This window comes from Phaeacidiphilus oryzae TH49 (assembly GCF_000744815.1).
GTDB classification, from domain to species: Bacteria; Actinomycetota; Actinomycetes; order Streptomycetales; family Streptomycetaceae; genus Phaeacidiphilus; species Phaeacidiphilus oryzae.
Window position 1 is genome coordinate 355,418 of record NZ_JQMQ01000005.1, and the last position, 24,196, is coordinate 379,613.

General features: G+C 73.0%; 25 protein-coding genes. 9 read left to right on the forward strand and 16 right to left on the reverse strand.

Annotation, left to right across the window (positions count from 1 at the left end; all coding sequences use genetic code 11):
• Positions 1 to 19: 19 nt before the first annotated feature.
• The gene (locus tag BS73_RS05870) at positions 20 to 712 is read right to left on the reverse strand and encodes an HAD family hydrolase (RefSeq protein WP_037570228.1); all 693 of its coding nucleotides are present in this window, start codon (positions 710 to 712) and stop codon (positions 20 to 22) included.
• Positions 709 to 1,329, reverse strand: a complete 621-nt coding sequence (locus BS73_RS05875) for a hypothetical protein (protein WP_051939527.1) — start codon at positions 1,327 to 1,329, stop codon at positions 709 to 711. The genes BS73_RS05870 and BS73_RS05875 overlap by 4 nt, the downstream gene beginning before the upstream one ends.
• A gap of 210 nt (positions 1,330 to 1,539) precedes the next feature.
• On the opposite strand from BS73_RS05875, the gene BS73_RS05880 reads away from it, so the two are divergent.
• Positions 1,540 to 2,427, forward strand: coding sequence for a SigB/SigF/SigG family RNA polymerase sigma factor (locus tag BS73_RS05880; protein ID WP_235215321.1), 888 nt, complete (start codon positions 1,540 to 1,542; stop codon positions 2,425 to 2,427).
• 60 nt (positions 2,428 to 2,487) lie between these two features.
• On the opposite strand, the gene BS73_RS05885 is transcribed toward BS73_RS05880, so the two are convergent.
• Both BS73_RS05885 and BS73_RS05890 read right to left on the reverse strand, forming a co-directional pair.
• Positions 2,488 to 3,405, reverse strand: a complete 918-nt coding sequence (locus BS73_RS05885) for a polysaccharide pyruvyl transferase family protein (RefSeq protein ID WP_037570229.1) — start codon at positions 3,403 to 3,405, stop codon at positions 2,488 to 2,490.
• 213 nt (positions 3,406 to 3,618) lie between these two features.
• Complete coding sequence (locus BS73_RS05890; RefSeq protein ID WP_037570230.1) at positions 3,619 to 4,257, reverse strand: alpha-ketoglutarate-dependent dioxygenase AlkB; 639 nt, start codon at positions 4,255 to 4,257, stop codon at positions 3,619 to 3,621.
• A gap of 85 nt (positions 4,258 to 4,342) precedes the next feature.
• Here BS73_RS05890 and BS73_RS05895 point away from each other — a divergent pair, with 85 nt between their 5' ends.
• Together BS73_RS05895 and BS73_RS38650 are read left to right on the forward strand one after the other, a co-directional pair.
• A complete protein-coding gene (locus tag BS73_RS05895; RefSeq protein WP_037578367.1) occupies positions 4,343 to 4,909 on the forward strand; it encodes a cysteine hydrolase family protein in 567 nt (188 codons plus the stop codon).
• Positions 4,910 to 5,025: 116 nt separating this feature from the next.
• Positions 5,026 to 5,400, forward strand: coding sequence for a hypothetical protein (locus BS73_RS38650; protein WP_037570232.1), 375 nt, complete (start codon positions 5,026 to 5,028; stop codon positions 5,398 to 5,400).
• Between the two features lie 115 nt (positions 5,401 to 5,515).
• Here the strand turns inward: BS73_RS38650 and BS73_RS05905 are convergent, their stop codons facing one another.
• Entirely contained in the window at positions 5,516 to 6,730 is a 1,215-nt protein-coding gene (locus BS73_RS05905) for a MalY/PatB family protein (protein ID WP_037570234.1), read from the reverse strand.
• Between the two features lie 139 nt (positions 6,731 to 6,869).
• Between BS73_RS05905 and BS73_RS05910 the strand changes: the two genes are divergently transcribed.
• Entirely contained in the window at positions 6,870 to 7,571 is a 702-nt protein-coding gene (locus BS73_RS05910; RefSeq protein WP_037578369.1) for a GNAT family N-acetyltransferase, read from the forward strand.
• A 9-nt stretch (positions 7,572 to 7,580) separates the two neighbouring features.
• On the opposite strand, the gene BS73_RS05915 is transcribed toward BS73_RS05910, so the two are convergent.
• On the reverse strand, positions 7,581 to 7,823 hold the full coding sequence (locus tag BS73_RS05915; protein WP_037570236.1) for a DUF5302 domain-containing protein: 243 nt from the start codon (positions 7,821 to 7,823) through the stop codon (positions 7,581 to 7,583).
• 150 nt (positions 7,824 to 7,973) lie between these two features.
• Between BS73_RS05915 and BS73_RS05920 the strand changes: the two genes are divergently transcribed.
• From BS73_RS05920 to BS73_RS05930, 3 genes are all read left to right on the forward strand, one after another.
• Positions 7,974 to 8,195 (forward strand): hypothetical protein, encoded by a 222-nt coding sequence (locus tag BS73_RS05920; protein WP_037570238.1) that lies wholly within the window; start codon positions 7,974 to 7,976, stop codon positions 8,193 to 8,195.
• A 223-nt stretch (positions 8,196 to 8,418) separates the two neighbouring features.
• Positions 8,419 to 8,622 (forward strand): cold-shock protein, encoded by a 204-nt coding sequence (locus BS73_RS05925; protein WP_037570240.1) that lies wholly within the window; start codon positions 8,419 to 8,421, stop codon positions 8,620 to 8,622.
• Between the two features lie 268 nt (positions 8,623 to 8,890).
• Positions 8,891 to 10,534, forward strand: coding sequence for a carboxylesterase/lipase family protein (locus BS73_RS05930; RefSeq protein WP_161789648.1), 1,644 nt, complete (start codon positions 8,891 to 8,893; stop codon positions 10,532 to 10,534).
• Between the two features lie 335 nt (positions 10,535 to 10,869).
• On the opposite strand, the gene BS73_RS05935 is transcribed toward BS73_RS05930, so the two are convergent.
• Positions 10,870 to 11,571 carry a type 1 glutamine amidotransferase domain-containing protein gene (locus BS73_RS05935; protein ID WP_037570242.1) on the reverse strand — a complete coding sequence of 234 codons (702 nt, stop codon included), beginning with the start codon at positions 11,569 to 11,571 and terminating at the stop codon, positions 10,870 to 10,872.
• Positions 11,572 to 11,768: 197 nt separating this feature from the next.
• On the opposite strand from BS73_RS05935, the gene BS73_RS05940 reads away from it, so the two are divergent.
• Positions 11,769 to 13,331 (forward strand): alpha-L-arabinofuranosidase B, encoded by a 1,563-nt coding sequence (locus BS73_RS05940; RefSeq protein ID WP_037570243.1) that lies wholly within the window; start codon positions 11,769 to 11,771, stop codon positions 13,329 to 13,331.
• A gap of 32 nt (positions 13,332 to 13,363) precedes the next feature.
• Entirely contained in the window at positions 13,364 to 13,777 is a 414-nt protein-coding gene (locus tag BS73_RS05945) for a VOC family protein (RefSeq protein ID WP_051939533.1), read from the forward strand.
• A gap of 47 nt (positions 13,778 to 13,824) precedes the next feature.
• On the opposite strand, the gene BS73_RS05950 is transcribed toward BS73_RS05945, so the two are convergent.
• The 9 genes from BS73_RS05950 to BS73_RS05990 all read right to left on the reverse strand — a co-directional run bounded on the left by BS73_RS05950 (position 13,825) and on the right by BS73_RS05990 (position 24,068).
• Positions 13,825 to 15,258 (reverse strand): MFS transporter, encoded by a 1,434-nt coding sequence (locus BS73_RS05950; RefSeq protein ID WP_037570245.1) that lies wholly within the window; start codon positions 15,256 to 15,258, stop codon positions 13,825 to 13,827.
• Positions 15,259 to 15,304: 46 nt separating this feature from the next.
• Positions 15,305 to 15,802, reverse strand: coding sequence for a MarR family winged helix-turn-helix transcriptional regulator (locus BS73_RS05955; RefSeq protein WP_084703831.1), 498 nt, complete (start codon positions 15,800 to 15,802; stop codon positions 15,305 to 15,307).
• Positions 15,803 to 15,976: 174 nt separating this feature from the next.
• Complete coding sequence (locus BS73_RS05960) at positions 15,977 to 17,020, reverse strand: ABC transporter ATP-binding protein (RefSeq protein WP_084703832.1); 1,044 nt, start codon at positions 17,018 to 17,020, stop codon at positions 15,977 to 15,979.
• On the reverse strand, positions 17,013 to 18,095 hold the full coding sequence (locus tag BS73_RS05965) for an ABC transporter ATP-binding protein (RefSeq protein WP_063836924.1): 1,083 nt from the start codon (positions 18,093 to 18,095) through the stop codon (positions 17,013 to 17,015). The genes BS73_RS05960 and BS73_RS05965 overlap by 8 nt, the downstream gene beginning before the upstream one ends.
• On the reverse strand, positions 18,076 to 19,044 hold the full coding sequence (locus tag BS73_RS05970; protein WP_051939536.1) for an ABC transporter permease: 969 nt from the start codon (positions 19,042 to 19,044) through the stop codon (positions 18,076 to 18,078). Before BS73_RS05970 ends, BS73_RS05965 begins: the two co-directional genes overlap by 20 nt.
• A gap of 7 nt (positions 19,045 to 19,051) precedes the next feature.
• Entirely contained in the window at positions 19,052 to 20,041 is a 990-nt protein-coding gene (locus BS73_RS05975) for an ABC transporter permease (protein ID WP_037570246.1), read from the reverse strand.
• Positions 20,042 to 20,083: 42 nt separating this feature from the next.
• Positions 20,084 to 21,784: an ABC transporter substrate-binding protein gene (locus BS73_RS05980; protein WP_037570247.1), complete on the reverse strand. Its 1,701-nt coding sequence runs from the start codon at positions 21,782 to 21,784 to the stop codon at positions 20,084 to 20,086.
• 14 nt (positions 21,785 to 21,798) lie between these two features.
• Positions 21,799 to 22,743 carry an ROK family protein gene (locus BS73_RS05985; protein ID WP_051939538.1) on the reverse strand — a complete coding sequence of 315 codons (945 nt, stop codon included), beginning with the start codon at positions 22,741 to 22,743 and terminating at the stop codon, positions 21,799 to 21,801.
• 113 nt (positions 22,744 to 22,856) lie between these two features.
• A complete protein-coding gene (locus tag BS73_RS05990; protein WP_037570248.1) occupies positions 22,857 to 24,068 on the reverse strand; it encodes an ROK family protein in 1,212 nt (403 codons plus the stop codon).
• Positions 24,069 to 24,196: the final 128 nt, after the last annotated feature.

Genomic DNA, 24,196 nt, shown 5'->3' on the forward strand with positions numbered 1-24,196 from the left:
CGGGGGCGGGGGCCGCCGGTCAGCTGCCGCGCCTGAGGAGGATGCTGGACTCCAGGCGCTTCGCCAGCTCGTCCGGCCCGGAGTAGACCTCCACCGCGCCGGCCTCGGTCAGCTCCGCCTTCGACCATCCGCCGGACTGCACCCCCACGCAGGGGACGTCCGCCCGGCGGGCAGCCTCCACGTCCCAGCCGGTGTCGCCGACGAACACCGCGGCCTCCGGCCCGGTCCCGGCCCGTTCCAGGGCGCGCTGCACGAGGTCCGGTTCGGGCTTGCTGGACTCGACGTCCCCGGCGCAGGTGGCCGCGAAGACGGCGTCGTCCACGTCCAGCGCCCGGCGCATGGCCGCGAACTCGGGGCTCTGCGCGGAGCTGGCCAGGACCACCCGCAGGCCGCGCGCGGCGCAGGCGCGCACCAGGTCCGCCGCGCCCGCCAGCGGCCTGAGGGCCGGCCAGTACTGGGCGAAGAGCGCCCCGTGGGCGGAGTTGACCGCCTCGTCGGCCGAGCGGTCCCGGTCCTCGCCGAGGAGGTGGTCCAGCAGATGGTCGGAGCCCATGCCGATGGCCCGGTGGATGCGGGCCATCGAGACCGCCCGGTCCTGCTGGCTGAACGCCTGCCACCAGGCCACGGTGTGGAGATAACTGGTGTCCACCAGCGTGCCGTCGACATCGAAGAGCACGGCGGCCGGCGCGCCCCCGTTCCCGTTGCTGCTCATCCCTCTGCCTCCTCCTCTCGCCGCCGGCGGACCGCGGCGCGTACACAACGGATGAACTCCTCCCCGTAGGGGAGGCCCACCAAGCCCACCGCCGCGAGGGCGTAGGCGAGGAGGTAGCGGCGCGGGAGCGGCCGGCGGCGGCGCACCAGCCGGAGACCGGCCTCGGCCGGGCGGCCGGTCAGCCGGCGGCCCAGCTCCCGCATCTGGTCGGCGTGGAGGCAGGCCAGGGCGGACAGCGCCATGATCGGCAGCGAGCCCAGGAAGTTGTGGATGTACTGCTCCGCCACCCGCACCTCGCGGCCGGAGCGTTCGGCGGTCCGCAGATCCCACACCGCGGTGGCCTCGTGGGCGCCCGCCGCGGAGAGGAGGACCGCCAGCAGGGCCGGATCGACCTCGAAGGCGAGGGCCAGCGCCAGGGGCAGGCCCACCTCCGCCATCATCAGCGCGTGGATGGCGGACTCCGGCACCCCCGCGTTGTCCTCGATCCTGGTCCGCCGGTGCATCACCCAGTCCGCGATCCCCGGGACGAACCAGCCGGGCAGCACCCCGTACATCAGATAGCGCAACGTGGCGTCGTCCACGGCGTCGGAGCCGGGCTGCGGCCGCAACGGCTCCATGGCCGCACCTCCCACTCTCCCGCTCGGGTCAGAACCCCCCGGGTACCCGGACTCGACCAGGGCAAACACCTGGCAAGGCATATGGGTGCGAACCGGTTTCGCTCGATTGCGAGGGCCTCGTACGTCTCTACGGTGGTTGGGGGGAAGCCAGTCCTCGATGACGTCCGGAGCACCCTTCTTCCGGCTTGTGGAGACAGACAGGAGACTCGTATGTCCGCACGATGCCCAGGAGGCGCCGAGGCTGCCCTGGACGGACTCCCGGAGCTCCCCGCGGTGCCGGCCGCCGTCTCCACCAGGCAGGCCCGCGAGCTCACCCGCATCCTGCTGGCACGTCTCGCGGTGATCGAGCCGGGCACCGCCGCCCACACCTACCTGCGGCACGTCCTCATCGAGTTGAACCTCTCGCTGGTCAAGTACGTGGCGGCGCGCTTCCGCTTCCGCAGCGAATCGCGGGACGAGCTGGTGCAGGCCGGATCGATCGGGCTGATCAACGCCATCGACCGGTTCGACGTGAGCCGGGGGGTGGAGTTCACCACCTTCGCCATCCCCACCATCGAGGGGGAGATCAAGCGGTTCCTGCGGGACACCACCTGGTGCGTCCATGTGCCCCGCCGGCTCCAGGAGCTGCGGCTGAACCTGATGCGCGCCACCGACGAGCTGGAACAGGCGCTCGACCGCCGGCCGACCGCGGCAGAGCTGGCGAAACTGCTGGACACCGACGAGCAGGAGGTCAACGAGGGGCTGTCGGCCTGCCAGGCCTACAGCGCCAGCTCACTGGACGCCAGCGAGGGGATGCGGGAGTTCGCCGACGGCGCCAGGGCCAGGAGCCTCGGCGCGGACGACTCCGACGCCGACATCGAACGGGTGGAGAACCTGGAGTCGCTGCGGCATCTGCTGGCCGAACTCCCGGAGCGGGAGCGGACGATCCTCTCCCTGCGCTTCGGCGCCGACCTGAGCCAGTCCCAGATCGCCCAGCGGGTCGGCCTCTCCCAGATGCACATCTCCCGGATCCTCTCCCAGACCTTCGCCACGCTGCGCGAGGGCCTCCTCAAGGACCGGGTGACGGACGGCCGCCGGCGACGGGCACCCGCGGCCTGACCGCAGACCGCAGACCGCAGACCGCAGACCAGTGGCCACTGACCGCCGCCGACCGCGCGGTCACCGCCGCAACTCGTCCAGTACCGCCGCGATCAATCCGCTGCCGGACGGAGCGCCTGGCAGCCCGGCGCGGAGCGCGGCCGCCCTGCCCTCCGGGCCGAGGCACCATCGCAGCCAGGAGTCGAGTACCCCGCCGCCCACCTCGTCCGCGGCGAGCACCGCCGGCCAGTTCAGCGCCTCCGCCTGGGCGCTGACCTTGGCTCCGCCCGCCACCGGGTCGACGGCGATCGCCGGGACCCCGGCGCGCAGCGCGAGGACCAGCCCGTGCAGCCGATTGGTCACCACGGCGTCCAGCCGGGCCAGCACCGAGTGGAGCTGCGCCGGGGTCCGCATCAGCCGCCAGTCCGCGCGGTCCAGGCGGGTCTCCAGCTGCAGCCGGGCGGCGTCGACCCCGCCCAGCCAGTCCTCGACGCCCGCGATCACCGCCTCGTGCCGCCGGCGGCCGCCGTACTCCTGCTGGCCGCGGGTGAGGATCACACCGAGGACCGGGGGTCCCGGCGGCTCGACGGGGGCCGCGTATCCGGCGAGGTCGCGGCCCGGACGGCCCTGGCCGTCCCGGGCCAGGACCCGGTGGAAGCCGAGGACCGCCGGATCGGCCGGATCCTGTACGGAGACCCCGGCCGCGATCCGCCGGAGGTCGGCATAGCGGCGATGGAGGTCGAGGATCGGGGCGGGCGGCCGGGAGTGGAGGGGGCCGCAGACGAAGAGGAGGTGGCTGAAGTCCCGGGGGTCGCAGTCGTCGAGTCCCGGCCGGTCCGGGCGGAAGCCCGGGGACCAGGCCGCCCGGTGCTCCACCCCGGCCGCCGCCAGCGCCGTGCCCATGGCCTCGGCGGCCAGGACGTCGCCCGCGGTCGCCTCACCGTGGAGGAAGCTGAACCAGCCGGTGAGCAGGACCCTCGTCGGCCGCCGCGGGATCACCGCACCGCGCCGGAGAGCGCCGGTTCGGGCCTGGCCGGCCGGTACTCCCGCAGCCGGCACTCCTGCGGCCGGCGGGCCTCGGCGGCCTCGCACTGCGCCTGGTCGGGGCTCATCGGGGCTCCTCCGCTCCTGCTGACCTGGACGGCGTCGTCGGATCCGGGTGCCCGACGGGCCGGCGGGCAAACCCGGCGGAGGGCTCTGGCGGGCGGGCGGTCAGCGCACCCCGCTGGTGCGGAACTGGATGCTGATCCTGGCCCCCGCGTCATGGGCGGTCTTCGGGATCGCGTGCTCCCAGGTGCGCTGGCAGGAGCCGCCCATCACCAGCAGGTCGCCGTGGCCGAGGGGGCGGCGCAGCGCCGGGCCGCCCCCTCCGGCCGGTCGCAGCAGCAGGTCGCGGGGAGCGCCGACCGAGAGGATGGCGACCATGGTGTCCTCCCGGGCGCCTCGACCGATCCGGTCGCCGTGCCAGGCGACACTGTCCCGGCCGTCGCGGTAGAGGCACAGCCCGGCGGTGGTGAAGGGCTCCCCGAGCTCGTCGGCGTAGTGGGCGCTCAGCGCGTCCCGGGCGCGGGCCAGGAGGGGGGCGGGCAGTCGCTCGCCCTCGCCGTAGAAGGCGAGGAGGCGGGGGACCTCGACCACCCTCTCGTACATCCGGCGCCGCTCGGCGCGCCAGGGGACGTCGTTGAGCAGCTGTTCGAAGAGTACGGAGGCGCCGTGGAGCCAGCCGGGGAGGACGTCGATCCAGGCCCCGGCGCCGAGCTCCTCCCTCGACAGGCCGTCGAGACCGCCCAGCGCCACCTCGTCGACGCTGTCGGCCTGGTCGAACAGCGACCCCTGGAGATGCACCGTCATAGCACCACCCTAGCAAATTCAGGAACATCTGTTCGAATACGTGCGCGAGGTGCGTTCCGGCGCGTCCTGCGGGACGGTGGAGGGCATGCCCGGCAAGGAGAACGGCGAGCACGCCGAGAAGACCGCCCTGATCGTCATCGACATGATCAACACCTATGACCATCCGGACGCCGACGCCCTGATCCCGTCCGTACGCGAGGCCCTGCCGGCCGTCACCGGGCTGCTGGACCGGGCCCGTGCCGTCGGCCTGCCGGTGGTCTACGTCAACGACAACTTCGGGCGGTGGCGCTCCCACCACGACGAGATCCTGGACATCGCCCTCTCCGGCCCGCATGCCGACCTGGTCGAACCGATCCGCCCGGACGCGGACTCGCTGTTCGTGGTGAAGGCGCGGCACTCGATCTTCTACCAGACCCCCCTGGAGTACGTCCTCCGGCACGAGGGCATCGGCCGGGTAGTGCTCTGCGGGCAGGTCACCGAGCAGTGCGTCCTCTACTCGGCGCTCGACGCCCACATCCGCCACCTGGACGTCTGCGTGCCGGACGACGCCGTCGCCCACATCCACCCCGACCTGGCCGACGCCGCGCTGCGGATGATGGCGCGGAACATGGCCGCCGACGTCCGGCCGGCCAAGGAGGTCGTCCTGGAGTAACAACTACCGCAGGAGGATGGGTAGTTGGGGAGCATCGCATTCCGGCCGCAGCCGAGGCGGACTCATAGGACCCCGCTCCGTGGGTAGGCGAGCCATCGACAAGGAGGTGCGTTCGCATGTTGCTCATGGGGCTTCTGCTGGTGTGCGCAGTGGCTGCGTTCACCGGGCTCGTCATCGCCGACAATCTGGGCGGCGGGCCGTCGTACGGGGTCGACATCCTCGGCAGTCATGTGGCGACTTTGAACATGCTCGAGGCGTTCCTGTGCGGGCTGGCGCTGGCACTGGTCTTCTGCGCGGGGCTGTGGCTGCTCTTCTCCGGTGGTCTGCGCACCCGGCGCCGCGCCGCGGAACTGCGCGCGGCCAGGAAGGAGGCCGCGGCGGCCGCGAAGGAGCGCGACAAGCTGCTGGCCGCGCAGGACGGCACAGCCGCCACGGCGACCACCGCGGAACGCCGCCGCGGCGGCAACAGGATGCATATCTTCGGCCACTGACACCGGACCGGCTCCGAGCCGATGCATCCGCGAGTGCCGGGTCCGGCGGGTTCGCCCGCCGGACCCGGCACTCGCGCTCCCCGGCGGTCCCGACGCGGGCGGAGGGTCTGCGGCGTCAGCCGCGCAGGGCCGCCACGGCGCCGGTCAGCCGTCGGATGGCCTCGTCGAGCGTGGAGCGGGGGCAGCCGAGGTTGACCCGCATGTATCCGCGGCCCTCGGCGCCGAACTTCTGTCCGCGATCCAGCCACAGCCGGGCCTCGATGAGGAGGAACCGGTCGAGGGCCTCGGCGTCCAGGCCCAGTCCACGGCAGTCCATCCAGGCCAGGTAGAGGGCGTCGGCCGGAAGGACCCGGAGCGGTGCGGCGGCGGATTCGACGGCCCGGGCGAAGTGGGCGTGGTTGCCGCGCAGATAGTCGAGGAGCCGTTCCAGCCACGGCTCGCCGTGGGTGTACGCGGCTTCGGCCGCGACCATCCCGAGGAGGTTGACCACCGGGAAGAGGTTGCGCTCGTACTGCCGGGCCAGTTCCTCGCGCAACCGCCGGTCGGGCACGAAGGCGTTGGCGCACTGCAGGCCGGGGAGGTTGAAGGTCTTGCTGGGCGCCGTGCAGGTGATGCTGTTCGCCGCGAACTCCGGGCTGAGGGAGGCGAACGGGACGTGCCTTCTGGCCGGGTTGAGGACCAGGTCCTGGTGGACCTCGTCGGAGACGACCAGGACGCCGTGCCGGGCGCAGATCTCCCCCATCGTCCGCAGTTCCTCCTCCGACCAGACGTTGCCGGTCGGATTGTGCGGGTGGCTGAGGATGAACAGCCTGGTGTCGGGGCGGACGGCGGCCTCGAAGACCTCCGCGTCGAAGCGGTAGCCGTCCTCGGTGCGCCGCAGCGGGGCGTACGCCAGGTGCCGGCCGTTCAGCCGGACGTCGTCGTGGAAGTGGGCGTAGACCGGCGGCTGGATCAGCACCGAGTCGCCCGGCGAGGTGAAGGCCTGGACGGCGGTCTTCAGGGTGGTGATGACCCCGGCCGTGGGGACCACCCACTCCCGCGGCACCTCCCAGCCGAACCGCCTGGCCTGCCAGCCGGTCACCGCGTCCAGGTAACCGTCGGTCGGCCCGGCCGGGTAGCCGAAGACGCCGTGGTCCACCGCGCCGTGGAGGGCGTCGAGCACCGGCTGCGGGGCCCTGAAGTCGGTGTCGGCCACCCACATGGGCAGCGGGTCGGCGGCGGCCTCGTCCGGGGCCAGGAGCTCCCGGGCGGAGGACCACTTCATGGAGTTGGCCGCCCTCCGGTCCACGACCTCGTCGAAGGGCGGATCTGCGGCGGCTTCGCTCGGCATACGTCGGAATGTTAGTGCCGGTGGCGGTGGTTATCGTCCTTCGGTCCGCGCCACGGCGCTCGGCCCTCGGCAGACGGCACACGACGGACGGCACACGACGGACGGCACACGACGGACGGCAGGCGGCAGGCAGATGACGATGGCGGGTCCTGACACCGGCGTACTGGACGACCCGGTGGGCGAGTCGCTCCGCGGGCGGCACGCCCATCTGGCGCGCGGGGTGGGGCGGGTGGCGAGCTATCGGCCCGGGGTCTCGACCTTCTCGTCGGTCTCCCCCGACGCGGGCCCCGCGGACTGGGACGACCTGGCCGGGCTGCTCGGACCCGGCGGACTCGCCGACCTGTTCAGCTGCCCGGCGACGCCGCCCGCCGACTGGGCGCCGGTCTTCGACCTGGCCGGCCGGCAGCTGGTGGGGAGCGGCGAGGCCGCGGTCCGTACCCCCGGCGGGGCCGAGCCGGTCGAACTGGGCGCGGAGGACGTGCCCGAGATGCTCGACCTGGTCGCGCGGACCCGGCCGGGGCCGTTCTGGCCGCGCACCCACGAGCTCGGGACCTACCTCGGCATCCGCGACCGGGCCACCGGCGCCCTGCTGGCGATGGCCGGCGAACGGCTGCGCCCGCCGGGCTGGACCGAGATCAGCGCCGTCTGCACGGCCCCCGAGGCGCGCGGGCGCGGCCACGCCGCCCGGCTGATCCATGCGCTCGCCGCGCGCATCGCGGCCCGCGACGAGCGCCCTTTCCTTCATGTGGCCGAGTCGAACACCGGCGCGATCGCGCTCTACGAGCGGCTCGGCTTCACGACCCGGCGGCAGGTGACGTTCCGCGGCTACCGCGTGCCGTGAGGAGCGGGATCAGCCGCCGCTCTTGCGGCGGAAGGACCGCTGGCTGGCCGCGGGCCCGTGGGCGCCGTGCACCTTGGAGGCGTTCGGCCCCGCACCACCGGTGCCGGCGTCCGTCGGGGTGCCGTTCTTGCGGGCCAGGGCCTCGCGGAACTTCCGCTTGAGGTCGTAGCGGCCCTCCTCGTCCGGGGACACGTCGGTGCCCTCGGCGGCCTCCGGCCGTTCGCCTTCGGTCGGTTGAGCGTCAGCACCCATCGTGTCCTCCTGGGATCGGGGATTACGCGTACAGCTTGACACGCCGCCGGGTGGACGCGGTGCTCACACGGCCCGCGGGGCCCCTGGCGGAGGATTCGCCGCCGAGGACTGGACGCGGGAGCGCCCTGAGGGCCGATACTGATCCGTACGATGACCAAGCCACATGTTCCCAGACGCCATCTGCCCACCAGTCCCTTCAAGGCCCCGGTCGTGGAGCCGATCGAGGAGTTCGCGCTCGGAGACCGGGTCACCCATGACCGCTACGGCCTCGGGGTCGTCTTCGGAGTCGAGGAGGACACCGCCGTGCTGGTCGACTTCGGTTCCGAGCGGCGCCGGATCTCCAGTCCGTACAAGGGGATGAACAAGCTCTGAACACGACTGCTCCGGCAAAACGAAACCACCACCGGATCTTCGGTGTGTGCTATCGTCGATGCCAGTTGCAGTCGTGGTTCCCAAAAGCTTCAGGCCCCTGACTGGTCCCATCCACACCAGTGGGGGCTCTTTTGTTTTTCCGGTGCGTCCGGAGGGGCAATCATCACGGCGACGCTGGGTCCGCACAGTGCGGACCAGGGCACCCGCCCCGAAGGAGATAATTATGGCTACCGGTACCGTGAAGTGGTTCAACTCGGAAAAGGGCTTCGGCTTCATCGAGCAGGACGGCGGCGGCCCCGACGTCTTCGCTCACTACTCGAACATCGCCACCCAGGGCTTCCGTGAGCTCCAGGAGGGCCAGAAGGTCACCTTCGACGTGACCCAGGGCCAGAAGGGCCCGCAGGCGGAGAACATCGTTCCCGCCTAAGCATCAGGCGTATGCGGCCTGGGGCCCGCTCCCTTCGGGGGGGCGGGCCCCAGGCCGTTTTTGTCGCGGCATCGGGCGGCGGGATTTTCGTCCCGTCCTTAAGTCCCATTTTCTGAATTTATCGGCCATATACTCCGGACTCGAATGATTTCGGGCGGCTCCGCATCCGGCAGCGCACAAGGCTGGAGTCGCCCCGGCGGACGCAGCAAGATGGGTCCGCACCAGGGGCATGACAGAGTCGCTCGCCGAGGGATGCCGGGAGGGGTCGATGTTACGAACCGTCAGCCGCCTTGTCCGTCACGGTGCCTGCGCCGCCGCGCTGGCCGTGGTCCTCACCGGGGGAGGCACGGCCGCCGCAGCCGCGCCCTCCGGGCCGGGACAGGGGCGGGCAACGATCGCACAGACGCGGCCGCAGGCGCAGAGCCAGTCGCAGGGCCAGGGGCCGGTCGTCGCCACCGACGCCGGCGCGGTGCGCGGCCTCGCGAGCGCCGGCGTGGACGAGTTCCTCGGCGTGCCGTACGCCGCTCCGCCGGTCGGCCCCCTGCGCTGGCGGCCGCCGCAGCCGGCCTCCCACTGGTCCGGGGTTCGCGAGGCGACCGCCTTCGCCCCGCACTGCGCGCAGCCCGCCACCCCCTACGGCCGGGGCAGCACCTCGGAGGACTGCCTCTACCTCAACGTCTTCACCCCGAGTCGGACCGCCTCCGCCGGACGGCGGCTGCCGGTGATGCTCTGGATCCACGGCGGGGCCCTGGTCACCGGCGAGAGCGACGACTACACCCCCCAGCGGCTGGTCCGCGACGGGGCCGTCGTGGTCAGCATCAACTACCGGCTGGGCGCGCTCGGCTTCCTCGCCCACCCCGCGCTGGCCGAGAGGAGCGGCGGGCCCTCGGGCGACTACGGGCTGATGGACCAGCAGGCCGCGCTGCGCTGGGTGCACCGCAACATCGCCCGGTTCGGCGGCGACGCCTCCGACGTCACCGTCTTCGGCGAGTCGGCGGGCGGGCTGAGCGTCCTCTCCCAGCTCGCCTCGCCGGGCGCCCACGGGCTCTTTCAGCGGGCGATCGTGGAGAGCGGTGCGTACAACCTCGACCAGGCCTCGCTGAGCAGCGCCGAGGCGGCCGGCGAGTCCTTCGCCGCGCAGGCCGGCTGCGCCGACCAGAGCGCGGACTGCCTGCGCGGGCTGCCGGTCTCGACGATCCTGGCCGACGAGGACACCTCCGGTTACACCCCGGACGTGGACGGCGCGGTCCTCCCCCGCACCCTCAGGTCCGCCTTCGGCACCGGACTCTTCAACCACGTCCCGGTGCTGGACGGGACCAACCACGACGAGTACCGCCTCTTCGTCGCCGCGGCCGAGCTGGCCGGGCAGAAGGTCACCGCGGCCAACTACCAGGCCTCGATCGCCGGGCAGCTCGGCGTTCCGGCGGCCACGGCCGCGGTGATCGCGAAGGAGTACCCGGTGGGCGACTACCCCAGCCCGCCGGTCGCCCTGGGGGCGGTGGGCACCGACGTGGTCTTCGCCTGCCCCGCGCTGACCGTGGACCGGCTGCTGGCGCCCCGGGTGCCGACCTACGCCTACGAGTTCAACGACGAGAACGCTCCGCAGGCCCTGCTGCCGCCGGTCAGCTTCCCCTACGGGGCCGCCCACGCCTCCGAGCTGCAGTACGTCTTCAACACCGCGACCGCGCCCACTCCTGGCGGTCTCGACGCCGGGCAGCTCCGGCTGGCCGGCGCCATGCAGCGGGAATGGACCGGTTTCGCGGCGAGCGGCCGGCCCGGCTGGGCGCCCTTCGCCGCCGGGGCCGGCGGCACGATCGCCTCGCTGGTCCCGCCGGCACCGACCCGGGAGACGGCGTCCGGCTTCGCCGCCGACCACCACTGCGCCTTCTGGGCGGCGCTCACCGGCCGGTGAACCGGCGGCCCGCCGTCCAGGGGCCCGGCGCTCCGGGGTGGTCGCGCGCCGGGCGCGGCGGCGGGCGCGGGCGCGGCGGCGGGCGCGGGCGCGGCGGCGGACGCGGGCGCGGCGGCGGGCTCAGCCGAGGCGCTTGAGCACCTCGGCGGCCAGCGGCGCGGAGGAGGCCGGGTTCTGGCCGGTGAGCCGCCGGCCACCACTGCGCCTTCTGGGCGGCGCTCACCGGCCGGTGAACCGGCGGCCCGCCGTCCAGGGGCCCGGCGCTCCGGGGTGGTCGCGCGCCGGGCGCGGCGGCGGGCGCGGGCGCGGCGGCGGGCGCGGGCGCGGCGGCGGGCTCAGCCGAGGCGCTTGAGCACCTCGGCGGCCAGCGGCGCGGAGGAGGCCGGGTTCTGGCCGGTGACCAGGTTGCGGTCGACGACGACGTGCGGCGCCCAGGGCTCGCCCTCCACGTAGTCCGCGCCCATGGCCACCAGGCGGTCCTGGAGCAGCCACTTCGCCTTGTCGGCGAAGCCGGCCTGGGCCTCCTCGGCGTTGCTGAAGCCGGTCAGCCGGTAGCCGGCGAACGGCGAGTGGCCGCTACCGTCCGCCTCGCCGGCCGCAAGCAGCGCGGCCGGGGCGTGGCAGACCACCCCCAGCGGCCGGCCGGAGGCCAGCGCGGCGGTGAGCAGCCGGCCGGAGTCCGCGTTCACCGCGAGGTCCTCCATCGGCCCGTGACCGCCGGGGTAGACCACGGCGGCGTAGTCCGCCGGATCCACCTCCTCCAGCTTGAGCGGCCGGTGGAGCTCGACCATGCCGGCCAGCGCGTCCGCGATCCGGTCGGCGTTCTCCTGACCGCCGTTGACCTCCGGGGCCAGGCTGCCGCGGTCCACCGGCGGGACCACGCCGCCCGGGGTGGCCACCACGATCTCGTGGCCGGCCGCCTTGAACGCCTCGTAGGGCGCGACGGCCTCCTCGGCCCAGAAACCGGTCGGGTGCCGGGTGCCGTCGGCCAGCGTCCAGTGGTCGGCTCCGGTCATCACAAAAAGGATCTTCGCCATGGTCCCGACGGTAGCCCGGCCCAGGCGCCCGCGCCCGACGGGGGCGCCTGGGCCGGCAGTCTCGGAGAGTGACTTCGGCACGGCCGCTGACAACGTTGTAACGAAGTATTGTCGATACGCCGTCAAGTGCCGTACCGTCCGGAACGCCGGTCCCTGTGGCTTCCTGTGGTCTCCCCCGCGACGGAAGGGCCCTGACGATGACTCCCACGGCTGGATCACTCCCCCTCCTGCGGCGCCTCCTCCCCGCCGTGTGCGCCGCGCTGCTGCTCGCCCTCGGCCTGCTGGCCGGGGGCGGGCGGCCGGCGCACGCCGCCGCCTCGCTGCCCTGCGACGTCTACGGCGCGGCCGGCACCCCGTGCGTGGCCGCCCACAGCACCACCCGGGCCCTGTACGCCGGTTACGACGGGCCGCTCTACCAGGTCCAGCGCGCCTCCGACGGCGCGACAGCGGACATCCCGGTGGTCGCCGCGGGCGGGGTCGCCGACGCGGCGAAGCAGGACTCCTTCTGCGCCGGCACCAGCTGCCTGATCACCCGGATCTACGACCAGTCCCCGCGCCGCAACGACCTCACCATCGAGGGCGCGGGCGGTGCCGGGGCCGCCGACCGGGGCGCCCCCGCCAACGCCCTGCCGGTCACCGTCGACGGCCGGACCGTCTACGGGGTGGAGATCTCGGCCGGGATGGGCTACCGCGACGACAGCACCAGCGGGGTCGCGGTCCACGGCCAGCCCGAGGGGATGTACATGGTCGCCTCCGGCACCCACGTCAACAACGCCTGCTGCTTCGACTACGGCAACGCCGAGACCAACAACCTGGACAACGGCAACGGCCATATGGACGCCGTGAACCTCAGCACCATCTGCGGCTTCTCGCCCTGCTACGGCTCCGGTCCGTGGGTGCAGGCCGACCTGGAGAACGGGCTGTACTCCTCGGACACCGGCGGCAGCCCGAGCAGCTCCGACACCGGCACCGGGCCGCTGCCGTACGTCACCGCGATGCTCAAGAACAACGGGCAGAACCACTTCGCGCTGGCCTGGGGCAACGCCCAGTCCGGCGGACTGACCACCACCTACTCCGGCCCCGAGCCGTCGATCAAGAGCGGCTACTCGCCCATGCAGCAGGAGGGCGCGATCGTCCTGGGCACCGGCGGCGACGACAGCAACGGCTCGATCGGCAGCTTCTTCGAAGGGGTGATGACCGCCGGCTACCCCTCGGACTCCGCCGACGCCGCCGTCCAGGCGAACATCGCCTCGGCCGGGTACGGCGGCGCCGACGGCGTCCCCGGCGGGTCGCTCACCCCCGGCTCCGCGATCTCGCTGCAGGCCACCACGGCGTGCTGCACCGGCGACTACCTCCGCCACCAGAACGGCGGCGCGATCATCTCGCCGATCGGCTCCGGCAGTTCGGCGCTGGACAAGTCGGACGCCACCTGGATCGTCCGGCGCGGGCTGGCCGACGCCTCCTGCGTCTCCTTCGAGTCCTTCAACTACCCCGGCGACTACCTGCGGCATTCCAACTGGCAGCTCTACAAGCAGCCGGACGACGGCAGTTCGCTCTTCGCGCAGGACGCGACCTTCTGCCCGCAGGCCGGGAACAGCGGGCAGGGCGAGTCCTTCCAGTCCGTCAACTACCCCGGCCACTTCATCCGGCACTACAGCGGAACGGTGTACATCGCCTCCGACGGCGGCTCCAACGCCTGGGACAACGCCAACCTCTGGCCCCAGGACACGAGTTGGCTGGTGGACCAGCCGTGGGAGTGATCGGCGGGCTCGGCGGGCCGTAGGCTCGGGGGATGACTGACGAGACCCCGATCGGGGCGGCCACCCGGGTGCGGGTGGCCCGCCCCTCCCGCGACCTCGCCGCCGCCGAGCGGTTCTATGTCACCGGCCTCGGCCTGGACGTTTTGTGGCGGACCACCGAGCACGTCCCCGGCCGGCACGACCTGCTGATGGTCGGCCCCAGGGACGGCGCCTGGCACTTCGAGCTCACCCGCGACCCGGAGCGGCCCCTCGACCCGAGGCCCACGGTGGACGACCTGTTCGTGGTCTACCTGGGTCGGCCGGTCGACGAGGCCGTGATCGAGCGCCTGATCGCGGCCGGCGGCCGCCGCGTCCCCGCGCACAACCCGTACTGGGACGAGCATGGGGTCACCATCGCCGACCCGGACGGCTACCGCCTGGTGCTCTGCTCCCGTACCTGGCCCTGAGGAGGCGGCACGCGGCCACCGCCCCTGACGGGGACGGGGCGTCGGACTCAGTCGCCGGCGTCGGTGCGGGTCGGCAGGGTGCGGTCCAGGACGGAGACCAGGAGGAGGACGAGGCTGATCCCGACCATGATCCAGGCGATCAGGTGGACTCCGCCGTCGCTCACGCTGGAGTGGAAGACCAGGCCGGTGACGGCCGAGGAGGCGATCGAGCCGACGTAGCCGAAGGTGCGCAGCAGCCCCGAGGCGGTGCCGAGTTGCTCGGCCGGCGCCTGGGCGTACAGGGCGGTCTGGTTCCCCGCCGCGGCGAAGCCCACGACGAGGCCGAAGAACAGGGTGATCACCACGACCCAGCCGATCCAGGCGGACGCGCTCAGGAGGAGCACCCCGGCCGAGCCGACCAGGCAGGCGACCGCCGCGGCGACCACCGGGCCGCGGACCAGGTTGCGCCGCGAGACGGGTGCGATCACCAGTCCGGAGACCAGGGTCATCGGGAGCAGCAGCAGTCCGGACTGCGTCTCGGTGAGGCCCCGCACCCCCTCCACCCACTGGGTGATGCCGTACAGCACCACGTACTGGCACAGCAGCGCCAGGCCGAAGCGCAGGTAGGTCCGGGACAGCGCCCGGTCGGCGGCGAGCATCCGGACGTCCAGGAAGGGGCTGCGGGCGCGCAGCTCCCAGCAGACCAGGGCGGTCCACAGTGCCGCGGAGACGGCCAGCAGGTACCAGTGGACGCTGGGCAGCAGGAACAGGAAGAGGAGCAGTGCGATCATCGCGAGGGCGAATCCGGCGATGCCGCCGGCATCGAGCCGGGAGGCCAGCTCGCGCCCGCGCAGTGGCCGTTGCAGCGGCCCGTCCGGGGAGACCCAGAGCAGCGTCGCGGCGAACGCGATCAGCGCCACCGGGACGTTGACGAAGAGCACCGAGCGCCAGCCGAGCGCGCCGACCAGCACCCCGCCGATCGGCAGGCCGAGGGAGGCGGTGGCGATGCCGGAGATCTGCAGGCCGCCCAGCACTCCGCCGGGCGGCTTCTCGAGTCCGGCGTCCGCGGCCCGGCGCCGGATCAGCAGCATCGCGGTGGGATAGGCGCAGGAGGTGCCGAGGCCGATCAGGACCCGGCCGAGCAGCAGGGTGACCAGGTCCTGGGCCAGTCCGCCGAGCACTCCGCCGACGCCGACCAGGACGATCCCGGCCAGGAAGACCCGGCGGGCTCCGAGGACCTCGGCGGCCTTGCCCGCGGTCGGCTGGGCGATGGCGCTGGCCAGGTAGAGCGCGGTGACCAGGGCCGCGGTCTGGCCGATCGGCACCCCGATGCCGTGGGCGATCGGCAGCAGCGCGGTCGCGATCAGCGAGCTGTTGACCGGGTTGAGGGCCGAGCCGATGAACAGCGGCGTGGTGAACCGCCAGGAGAAGGCGCGCTCCGGTGGGACGGCGGCGTCCCGGCCCGTGGCGGCGGAGGCGTGCGCCCTGGGCGAGGCTGGCATGACGGCTCCAGATCCAGAGGTACGGGGAAGGCGGTCGGGTGCGGTGTCAGAGCTGTTCCGCGATCCGCTCGATCAGCGGTGCCGCGGCGGAGAGGAGTTCGACCTCCGAGTCGGTGAAGGAGTCCTGGAGGACCGCGGTGACCCGGTCGACCACGGCGTTCCGCCCGGAGTGGACGGCCGCCCGGCCCTCGGGGGTCAGGCTGAGGATCGAGCGGCGGGCGTCCGAGGGGTCGGCGCTGCGGGCGACCAGGCCCAGCCGCTCCAGTCCGGCGACGGTCGTCCCCATCGCCTGCGGACTGATCTGCTCGCGTCTGGCCAGCGCGGCGGTCGTCATCGGCCCCAGACGGTCGAGCCGGGAGAGGGCGGTGAGCTGCGGATTGCTCAGCTCGCCGCCGGTCGAGGTGTCCTGCAGACGGCGCTTGAAGGCGCCGACGGCGATGCGCAGCCGGTTGGCGGTCGCGCGTCGGACGTCCGGCGCGGGTCCGTCGTTCGGGCGCGGGCGCGGGCGCGGGCGCGGGGACGGGGGCCGTTCGGAAACGCTCATATTTGCCAGGCTAGGCTTAACAAGCTGACTTGGCAAACCTGGGTTGGCAAACCTGGGTTGGCAACCTGGCTGGCAAACCTGGGTTGGTAATCCGGGGTCGGCCCACCTCGGCCGGCAACCCTGGGTCGGCCCACCCGGGCTTTCCGAACGACGCTGCCCCTCCCCGCCGCCGACTCAGTCCGCCTCGGCGACGTGGCAGGCGGCGGAGTGCGCCGGGCCCAGCTCGCGCAGCCGCGGAGTGACCCGGTCGCATGCGTCGACGGCCAGCGGGCAGCGGGCGCGGAAGCGGCAGCCCGGTGCCGGGTCGATCACCGCGGCCGGCTCGGCCTGGGCGGCAGCGGTGCCGACGTCCAGCGGGGCTCGCGGGTCCGGCACCGCGGAGAGCAGCAGCCGAGTGTACGGGTGCCGCGGCTCGGCGAGCACCGCCTCGGTGGGGCCCGACTCCACGATGTGCCCGCCGTACATCACCAGCAGCCGATCCGAGACGTACCGGGCGCTGGCGATGTCGTGGGTGATGTACAGGAAGGAGACGCCCTCGGCGGCGCGCAGCCGGGCCATCACGTTGAGGAGGCCGATCCGGATGGACACGTCCAGCATGGAGACCGGCTCGTCGGCGAGGATCAGCGTCGGGCGGTAGGCGAGGGCCTGGGCGAAGCCGATCCGCTGCCGCTGGCCGCCGGACAGCTCGTACGGGTAGCGGCCGAGTACCTCGCCGGCGGGGGTCAGGCCGACCGCGGCGACCACCCGCTCCGCCTCGGCCTGCCGTTCGGCGCGGGAGAGTTCCGGCCGGTGCAGCCGCAGACCGCGGAGGATCCCGTGGGACACCCGGTAGACCGGGTTGAGCGAGCTGAAGGGGTCCTGGAAGACCATCGGCACGTCGCCGCGGTACCGCAGTTGCGCGCGGCGCCCGCGCAGGCCGGCCAACGAGCGGCCCTGGTAGCGGATCTCGCCGCTGGTCGGCCGGTAGACCTGGGCGAGCAGCCGGGCGATGGTCGACTTGCCGCTGCCGCTCTCCCCCACCAGGGCGACGATCTCCGCGCGGCCGATCACCAGGTCGACGTCGTCCACGGCGTGCAGCGTGCTGCGGGAGTAGCCGGCGCCGACCTTGAAGTGCCGGCTGAGGCCCCGGGTCTCCAGCAGCGGCGCGGAGTCCGGCCCCGCTGCCGGGGCCTCCCCAGCCGCCGGTCCGGCGGAACGGGTCCGCGGGGCGTCAGGCATCATGCGGCCTCCTGCGGTGCGGGGGTGGGGGCGGTGGTGTCGGTGCGGACGCGGGCGCCGACTCGGCGGCGGCCCTCCTCGGCGGGGCCAGCCGCCCCGGCTCGCGGAGGAGGCAGCGGGACCGGGACGGGCCTACCCGGTAGAGGTCGGGTTCGCGTTCCCGGCACTGCTCCTCGGCGACCGGGCAGCGCGGGTGGAACCGGCAGCCGGAAGGCGGCCGGGCCAGGTCGGGCGGGCTGCCGGGGATACCGGTGAGCTCCACCCGCGGCCCGTGGATGGAGGGGAAGGCGTCCATCAGCCCGCTGGTGTACGGATGGGCGGGCGCCTCGAAGACGGTGCGGGTGGGGCCCGCCTCCACCACCTGCCCCGCATACATCACCAGCAGTTGGTCGGAGAAGTGGCTGACCAGCGACATGTCGTGGGTGACGAAGAGGACGGCGAAGCCCAGCATCCGCTGGAGCTCCTTGATCTGCACCATCAGCGAGCGCTGGGCGACCACGTCCAGGGCCGAGGTGGGCTCGTCCATGATGACCAGGTCGGGGGTGAAGAGGAGGGCCATCGCGATCATCGCCCGCTGCCGCATCCCGCCCGACAACTGGTGGGGGTAGCTGCGGAGATGGACCGGGTCGATGCCGACCAGCCGGAGCACCTCGACGGAGCGTTGGCGCACCTCCTGGTCGGTGACCGAGGCATGGGCCTCCATCGCGTCCTTGAACTGGGCGGCGATCGAGCGCACCGGGTTGAGGGCGTTCATCGCGCTCTGCATCACCACCGAGTAGTCCCGCCAGCGCAGCACGTTGAGCTGCTTCTCGGTCATCGCCGCCAGGTTCCGGCCGTGGAAGAGGACGCGGCCGGCGACGGTCCGCGCGGGCGGGCTCAGCAGCCGGGCGACCGCGAACAGCAGCGTCGACTTGCCGCAGCCGGACTCGCCGACCAGCCCCACGAACTCGCCCCGGCGGACGGTCAGTCCGACATCGCTGACGGCCTCCACCGGGCCGCGCGCGGAGGCGTACTCCACGCTCAGGCCCTCGACCCGGAGCAGCACGGACTCGTCCCTAGCCGTTTCGCCGGCCACGTCGCCGCTCCCTTCCGCGCCCCCGCCGGCCCGCTCCCGGGACCGGCCGCAGGGCCGGATTGCCGATCTCGTCGAAGGCGTAGTTGATCAGCGCGAAGGAGGCCCCGAGCAGCGCCACGCACAGCCCCGGCGCGAGCGACCACAGCGGCATCCCGGTCTGCAGGGCCTGCTGGTTCTGCGCCCAGTAGAGCATGGTGCCCCAGCTGGCCGAGTTGGGGTCGCCCAGGCCCAGGAACTGCAGCCCGGCGGCGCTGAGCACCGAGTACAGCGCCGCGCCGAGGAAGTTGGCGACGATCAGCGAGGTCATCGTCGGCAGCATCTCGAAGACCACGATGTACGACCGGCGCTCCCCGCGGACCCGCGCGGACTCCAGGAACTCGCGGTTGCGCAGGGAGAGCGCCTGCGCCCGCAGCTGGTTGGCGCCGTAGGACCAGCCGGTGACGATCAGGACGGCGAGGAGGACGGTGAGCGAGCCCTTGCCCGCGTACTTGGCCAGGATGATGACCAGCGGGAAGGCCGGGATCACCAGGACCACGTTGGTCAGCATGGAGAGCAGGTCGTCGGAGACGCCGCCCAGGTAGGCGGCGGAGACCCCGATCAGCACCGAGAGGACGGTGGCGAAGAAGCCGGCGATCACCGCGATCTCCAGCGACTGCCGGGTGCCGTAGACGAGCTGGGAGTAGATGTCCTGACCGAGTCCCGTGGTGCCGAGGAGATGGGCGGTGGACGGCCCCAGCTTGGGCGGGAAGCTCAGTTCGTCGGGGTGCCGGACGCTGGTGAACAGCTGCGGGAAGAGCGCCACGACGGTGAAGAGGAAGAGGATCACCGCCCCCGTCATCGCCTTGCGGTTGCCCCTGAGGGCCCGCCAGAACCCGCTGCCGGCGCGGCGGTCGGCCCGCGGCCCGCCCGCCGCGGCGGCGCCCTCCCCGGTGATCAGCGTGGTGGCCATCGGCGCCTCACCCCTTGGCCCGGGCGCGCGGATCGAGCCACAGCGTCGCCAGGTCGCAGACCAGCACGGCGACCAGGACGGCCACCGTGAAGAGCATGAACAGCACCTGCATCAGGGGGTAGTCGACGTTCTGCACGGCGTTGTACAGCAGGTAGCCGACCCCGGGGTAGTTGAAGACGTACTCGATCAGGATGGCGCCGGAGATGACGAACCCGAGCGACATGGCGAAGCCGGAGAGGTTGGGCAGCACCGCGTTGCGGGCCGCGTAGCCGTACATGATGCGGCGGTTGGAGAGCCCCTTGGCGCGGCCCATCCGCACATAGTCCTCGGCCAGCGTGGTGATCATGTTGTTCCGCATGGTCAGGATCCAGCCGCCGATGGAGGTGATCAGCAGGGTGGCGGCGGGCAGGATCGCGTGCTGCAGCACGCTGCCGACGAATCCCGGCGAGAAGCCGGGGACGATGTCGTTGTCGTAGTTGAAGTCGCTGGGCAGCAGCCCGCCGGTGCTCACCGAGAAGACCAGGATCAGCAGCAGCGCCACCCAGAAGTACGGCAGCGCCGAGGTGACCACGAAGACCGGCGGCAGCACCGCGTCCAGCCGGCCGCCGCGCCGCCAGCCGGCCACGATCCCGATCAGCGTGCCGAGGACGAAGGCCAGCACGGTGGTCAGCCCGACCAGGCCCAGCGTCCACGGGAGGGCCTGGCCGACGATGGAGGTCACCGGCTCGCCCAGGTTCTGCCCGATCGAGCGGCCCCAGTGCCCGCTGAGCATGTCGCCCAGGTAGTTCAGGTACTGGATCCCGACGTTCTCGTGCGGCTTGAAGCCGAACGAGGCGAGCATCTGCTCCAGCACCGCGGGCGAGACCTTTCCGCGGGTGCGGTCGTGGAGCGCGGTGACCGGGCTTCCCGGCATGAACCGCGGGATGAAGAAGTTCAGCGTCAGCGCGGCCCACAGGGTCAGCAGGAAGAAGCCGAGACGCCGCAGCAGGAACTTCACCCGATCCCCCTCCCTTCGTCCAAGATTCTCCGAACCGCCCCTCTACTGCGCCGACCTGGAGTAGAGGTGGGTGAGCACCTGGCCGGTGTCCGGGAAGGCGTAGGCGGCCGGCTGGGCGTACGGGTCGTCCGGGGTCGGCCAGCCGGCCAGGTCCGCGGTGTTGTACTGGAACCAGTCGACCGCCTCGGTCACCGGGATCAGCGGCACGTCCTTGATCATGTAGCCCTCGACCTGCTTGACGATCCGCACCTGCTGGGCGTCGTTCGCCGTCGAGTACTGGTTGAAGAGCGCGTCCACCGCGGGGTTGCGGTAGCGCTCGTAGTTGCCGTTCGCCGCCTTGCCCAGCGGCGCGGTGTTGGACGAGTCCAGCATCTCGCGCAGCTCGTAGTACGGGGTGGGCCCGCCGGTCGGCTCGCCGTAGTAGGCCAGGTCGAAGTCGCCGTTGTAGAGCTTGCTGTCGAAGGTCTGCTGGGCCAGGTCCTGCACGGTGAGGTTGATCCCGACCGCCTTCAGCTGCTGCTTGATGACGGCCAGCGAGGCGTCCCAGTCGGTGTAGCCGGTGATCGTGATGACGGTGAGGCTCAGCGGGTGCGAGGGCGAGTAGCCGGCGCCCGCCAGGAGCTGGGCGGCCTTGCCGGGGTTCGGCCTGTCGTAGCCGGCGGCGCTCACCGCGGCGGCGTCGTAGAACTTCTGGAAGGTCGGGGTGACCACGCCGGACTGGTTGCCGCCCGGCTCCTGGCCGTCCTCGCCGATCTGCGCGACCCGGGCCCGGTCCAGCGCCGCCGCGATGGCCTGGCGCACCGCCAGGGTGCTGGTGGCCTTGTGCGAGGGGTCGAGGTTGGGGAAGAGCGAGACGTTCAGCACCGGCGGCGACCAGGTGTGGTTGTCCTGGGACTTGGCCAGGTAGAAGGACTTGATGCCGGGAATGAACTGGCTTCCCCACTGGGCCTTCCCGTTGGCCAGGTCCAGGTTGGCCGGCCCGTTGTCCAGGTAGGCCGGGTACTCCACCTTCTGCACGTACGGCTTGCCGGCCTGCCAGTAGTAGGGGTTGGCGGTGTACTGGATGTTGTTGGAGTGGCAGGGGTTCACCTTGAACGGCCCGGTGCCGACGGGGTTCGGGTCGGCCCAGGTGTCCGGGTGGGCGGCGGCCGCGCCACTGCCGAAGACATGCTGCGGGACGATGCCGACCTGGTCGGCGAAGTAGTAGAAGTACTGGCCGGCGGGCTGTTTGAAGGTCAGCACCACCTGGTCTCCCGAGGCGGTGGCGCTGCGCAGGCCGGCCGCGGTCCACAGCGAGTAGAGGTCGGTCGAGGGCACCCGCTTCATCAGGTTGAAGGTGAAGGCCACATCGGCGGCGGTGAACGGCTGCCCGTCGTTCCACTTCACGCCCTGGCGGACGGCGAAGGTGATCTGGGTCTTGTCCGCGTTCCAGTGGTAGCCGGTGGCCAGCATCGGCGTCTCGGCCTGGTTGTTCAGCTCGTCGACGAAGACCAGCGGTTCGTAGACGAAGCCGAGCGAGGTGTTGTAGACGGCCGGGTTGAACGGGTTGAACTGGCAGGTCCAGGTCTGCCCGGCGACGTTGGCGATGGTCACCGTGCCGCCCTTCTTGTGCGGCCCGCCGGTCCCGGCGGCGCCGCTCGCACCGGAGCTCGCTCCGGAGCCTCCCCGGTGCTGGGTGGAGGAGCAGGCCGTGAGGGCGAGGCCCACGGCCAGCCCCACGGCGATCAGTCTGGTGCGCCTCATTGCCGACGGTCCCTTCATGACCGGCCTCCTGGCTCGGAGCCGGATACGGGTGTGCGGGTGCGGAGCAGGCCGCGGGCCAGTGCCAGCGCGCCGAGCAGTGGCGCGTCGAACGGGTAGGCGGCGGGCACGAGCGGGGGCGGGTAGGGCACGGCCGCGTCCAGCGCCAGACGCAGCCTGTCGTGCAGCAGGTCCCAGGCGCGGACCATGCCGCCGCCGACGGCGATCCGCGCCGGATCGACCGCGATGGCGAGGTTGACCAGGTGGAAGGCGAGCTCGTCGAGGAAGTCGGCGAGCAGCCTGGCGAGTCCCGGGTGCTCGCGGGCGCCGGCGAAGAGCTCGGCGGGCCCGGCGGCCGGCGGGAGATGGCGGCCGGCGCTGAGCATCAGCGCCCCACCGCTCACCGCCTCCTCCAGCGGCACCCGCTCCCCGGGGCGGCGGCCGACGTCCGCCAGCCGGCGCAGGTTGTAGCCGATCTCGCCGGAGGCGCCGTTGCGGCCGGCGACCACACTGCCGCCGACCACCAGGGCGATGGCGAGCCCGGTGCCGAGGTTGACGTAGATACCGGGATCGCAGCCGGCCAGTGCCCCGGTGTCGGCCTCCACCTGTGCGGCCGCCTTGACGTCCGTGGCCAGCGCGAGCCGCGCTCCGGGGAAGGCCCGGCGCAGCTCCCGGCCGAGCGCGATCCCGCCCCAGCCGGGGATGTTGGGGGCCAGCGCGACGCCGTTCTCGCCGGGGATGCCGAGGGTGGCGACGCCCACCGCGGCCAGTTCGCGACCGGGAGCGGCGTCCGCGAGGAGGGTACGGGCGGCCTCCACCGCGCGGGACAGGCTGGCCGCCGCGCCCTCCTCCGCGCGGGTCTCCACGGTCAGCGCGCCGAGCCGGACACCGTCCGCCTCGGCGACCGCCAGTGCCGTCTTCGTCCCCCCGAAATCGAGGGCGAGCACCACCGGTGTGGGCACACTCAGCTCCTCTGGGAGAAAGCCCGGGCCGATTAAGTTAGGAAGCTAAACTAGGGCCGTCGGCCAGGCAACCACCGCGGCCAAAGGATCAATAACGTATCCGCAACGCGCTTTCACAGCACCGCCGTTCGCCGCTCGAAGACCAGCGGCCGGGCCGTCCCGAGCGCCGTCGCGATCGCCCCGAGCAGCACCGCCCCGTCCCCCAGCGCGCTCGGCGCCACCCTCGGCCGCAGCGGCGTCAGCCGGGGCAGCGTCTCGCGTACGGGACCCAGCAGCAGGTCCGCGCTGTGCGCGACACCGCCGCCGAGCACCACCAGGTCCGGGTCGAGCACCGCGGAGACCGAGGCCACCACCACGGCCAGCCGCTCCGCCTCCTGACGCACCGCGAGCAGCGCCGCCGGATCGCCGGCCCGGGCCGCCTCGAAGACCTTCTTCGCGGTCAGCGATCCCGTCATGCCGGCCGCGCGGGCCGTCCGGACCACCGCGTCGGCCGAGACGGCGTCCTCCAGCAGCCCGCGACGCGGCGCCGTACCGCCCTCGGGCGGCCGGCCCGCCGCCGGGGGGCGGTACGGCAGGTACCCGATCTCGCCGGCCGCGCCGTGCGCCCCGGCGAACAGCCTCCCCTCGGCCACCACCCCCATCCCCAGCCCGGTGCCGACCAGCACGTACACGAAGAGCCGGCTGCCCGCGCCCGCGCCGAAGGCGTACTCCCCCAGCGCCGCCAGGTTGGCGTCGTTGTGCACCGACAGATCGAGGCCCAGTCGCCGCCGCATCCGCTCGAAGAGCCCCGGGCGGCCCCAGCCGGGGAGGTTGACCGCGTACCGGACGCGCCCCGCGCCCGGGTCGAAGACCCCCGGCGTGCCGGCCGCCGCGTGCACCACCTCGGCCGGGCCGACACCCGCCTCGGCGAGGGCCAGCTGTGCCGCGTCCACCACCGCGTCGGCCACCGAGGCGGCACTGCGGCCCTGGTTGGGGCGGTCGACCCGGGCGATCACCGCCCCGGACAGATCCGCCACGGCGGCCCGCAGCCGGCCCCGGCCGATGTCGAGGCCCAGCACATGCCCGGCCGCCGGATCCGGCTCGTACAGCACCGCGCTGCGGCCCCGGTCCGGAACCAGCGTCCCGGCCTCGCGGACAAGACCGGCCCGCGCCAGCGCGGCCAGCGCCGCGGAGACGGTGGGCTTGGACAGCCCACTGTCCCGGGCGAGCTGGGCCCGGGACAGCGGGCCGGCCGCCCGCAACCGCTCCAGCAGCAGCCACTCGTTGTTGCTCCGCATCCGCCGCCGGTTCCAGCGGTACCCGTCCCCGGCCACCCGCTCGTCCATCGGTTCCCGGCCCCCCTGCCCCGGTCCCGCGGTCCGGGACCGTTCCGACGCCCAGGCCAGAGTGGCACGCCCGGCGGCGGGCCTCACTCCCCAGGAGACGTCGCCCACGGGAGGTGACATGCCCCCTG

Coding starts and splice junctions, on each gene's coding strand:
- BS73_RS38650 (WP_037570232.1), top strand. CDS start 5,026: ATGTTGCTCATGGGGCTTCTGCTGGTGTGCGCAGTGGCTGCGTTCACC.
- BS73_RS05925 (WP_037570240.1), top strand. CDS start 8,419: ATGGCTACCGGTACCGTGAAGTGGTTCAACTCGGAAAAGGGCTTCGGC.
- BS73_RS05905 (WP_037570234.1), bottom strand. CDS start 6,730: ATGCCGAGCGAAGCCGCCGCAGATCCGCCCTTCGACGAGGTCGTGGAC.
- BS73_RS05880 (WP_235215321.1), top strand. CDS start 1,540: ATGTCCGCACGATGCCCAGGAGGCGCCGAGGCTGCCCTGGACGGACTC.
- BS73_RS05930 (WP_161789648.1), top strand. CDS start 8,891: ATGTTACGAACCGTCAGCCGCCTTGTCCGTCACGGTGCCTGCGCCGCC.
- BS73_RS05955 (WP_084703831.1), bottom strand. CDS start 15,802: ATGAGCGTTTCCGAACGGCCCCCGTCCCCGCGCCCGCGCCCGCGCCCG.
- BS73_RS05890 (WP_037570230.1), bottom strand. CDS start 4,257: ATGACGGTGCATCTCCAGGGGTCGCTGTTCGACCAGGCCGACAGCGTC.
- BS73_RS05945 (WP_051939533.1), top strand. CDS start 13,364: ATGACTGACGAGACCCCGATCGGGGCGGCCACCCGGGTGCGGGTGGCC.
- BS73_RS05935 (WP_037570242.1), bottom strand. CDS start 11,571: ATGGCGAAGATCCTTTTTGTGATGACCGGAGCCGACCACTGGACGCTG.
- BS73_RS05940 (WP_037570243.1), top strand. CDS start 11,769: ATGACTCCCACGGCTGGATCACTCCCCCTCCTGCGGCGCCTCCTCCCC.
- BS73_RS05990 (WP_037570248.1), bottom strand. CDS start 24,068: ATGGACGAGCGGGTGGCCGGGGACGGGTACCGCTGGAACCGGCGGCGG.
- BS73_RS05895 (WP_037578367.1), top strand. CDS start 4,343: ATGCCCGGCAAGGAGAACGGCGAGCACGCCGAGAAGACCGCCCTGATC.
- BS73_RS05910 (WP_037578369.1), top strand. CDS start 6,870: ATGGCGGGTCCTGACACCGGCGTACTGGACGACCCGGTGGGCGAGTCG.
- BS73_RS05950 (WP_037570245.1), bottom strand. CDS start 15,258: ATGCCAGCCTCGCCCAGGGCGCACGCCTCCGCCGCCACGGGCCGGGAC.
- BS73_RS05970 (WP_051939536.1), bottom strand. CDS start 19,044: ATGGCCACCACGCTGATCACCGGGGAGGGCGCCGCCGCGGCGGGCGGG.
- BS73_RS05875 (WP_051939527.1), bottom strand. CDS start 1,329: ATGGAGCCGTTGCGGCCGCAGCCCGGCTCCGACGCCGTGGACGACGCC.
- BS73_RS05960 (WP_084703832.1), bottom strand. CDS start 17,020: ATGCCTGACGCCCCGCGGACCCGTTCCGCCGGACCGGCGGCTGGGGAG.
- BS73_RS05980 (WP_037570247.1), bottom strand. CDS start 21,784: ATGAGGCGCACCAGACTGATCGCCGTGGGGCTGGCCGTGGGCCTCGCC.
- BS73_RS05870 (WP_037570228.1), bottom strand. CDS start 712: ATGAGCAGCAACGGGAACGGGGGCGCGCCGGCCGCCGTGCTCTTCGAT.
- BS73_RS05915 (WP_037570236.1), bottom strand. CDS start 7,823: ATGGGTGCTGACGCTCAACCGACCGAAGGCGAACGGCCGGAGGCCGCC.
- BS73_RS05920 (WP_037570238.1), top strand. CDS start 7,974: ATGACCAAGCCACATGTTCCCAGACGCCATCTGCCCACCAGTCCCTTC.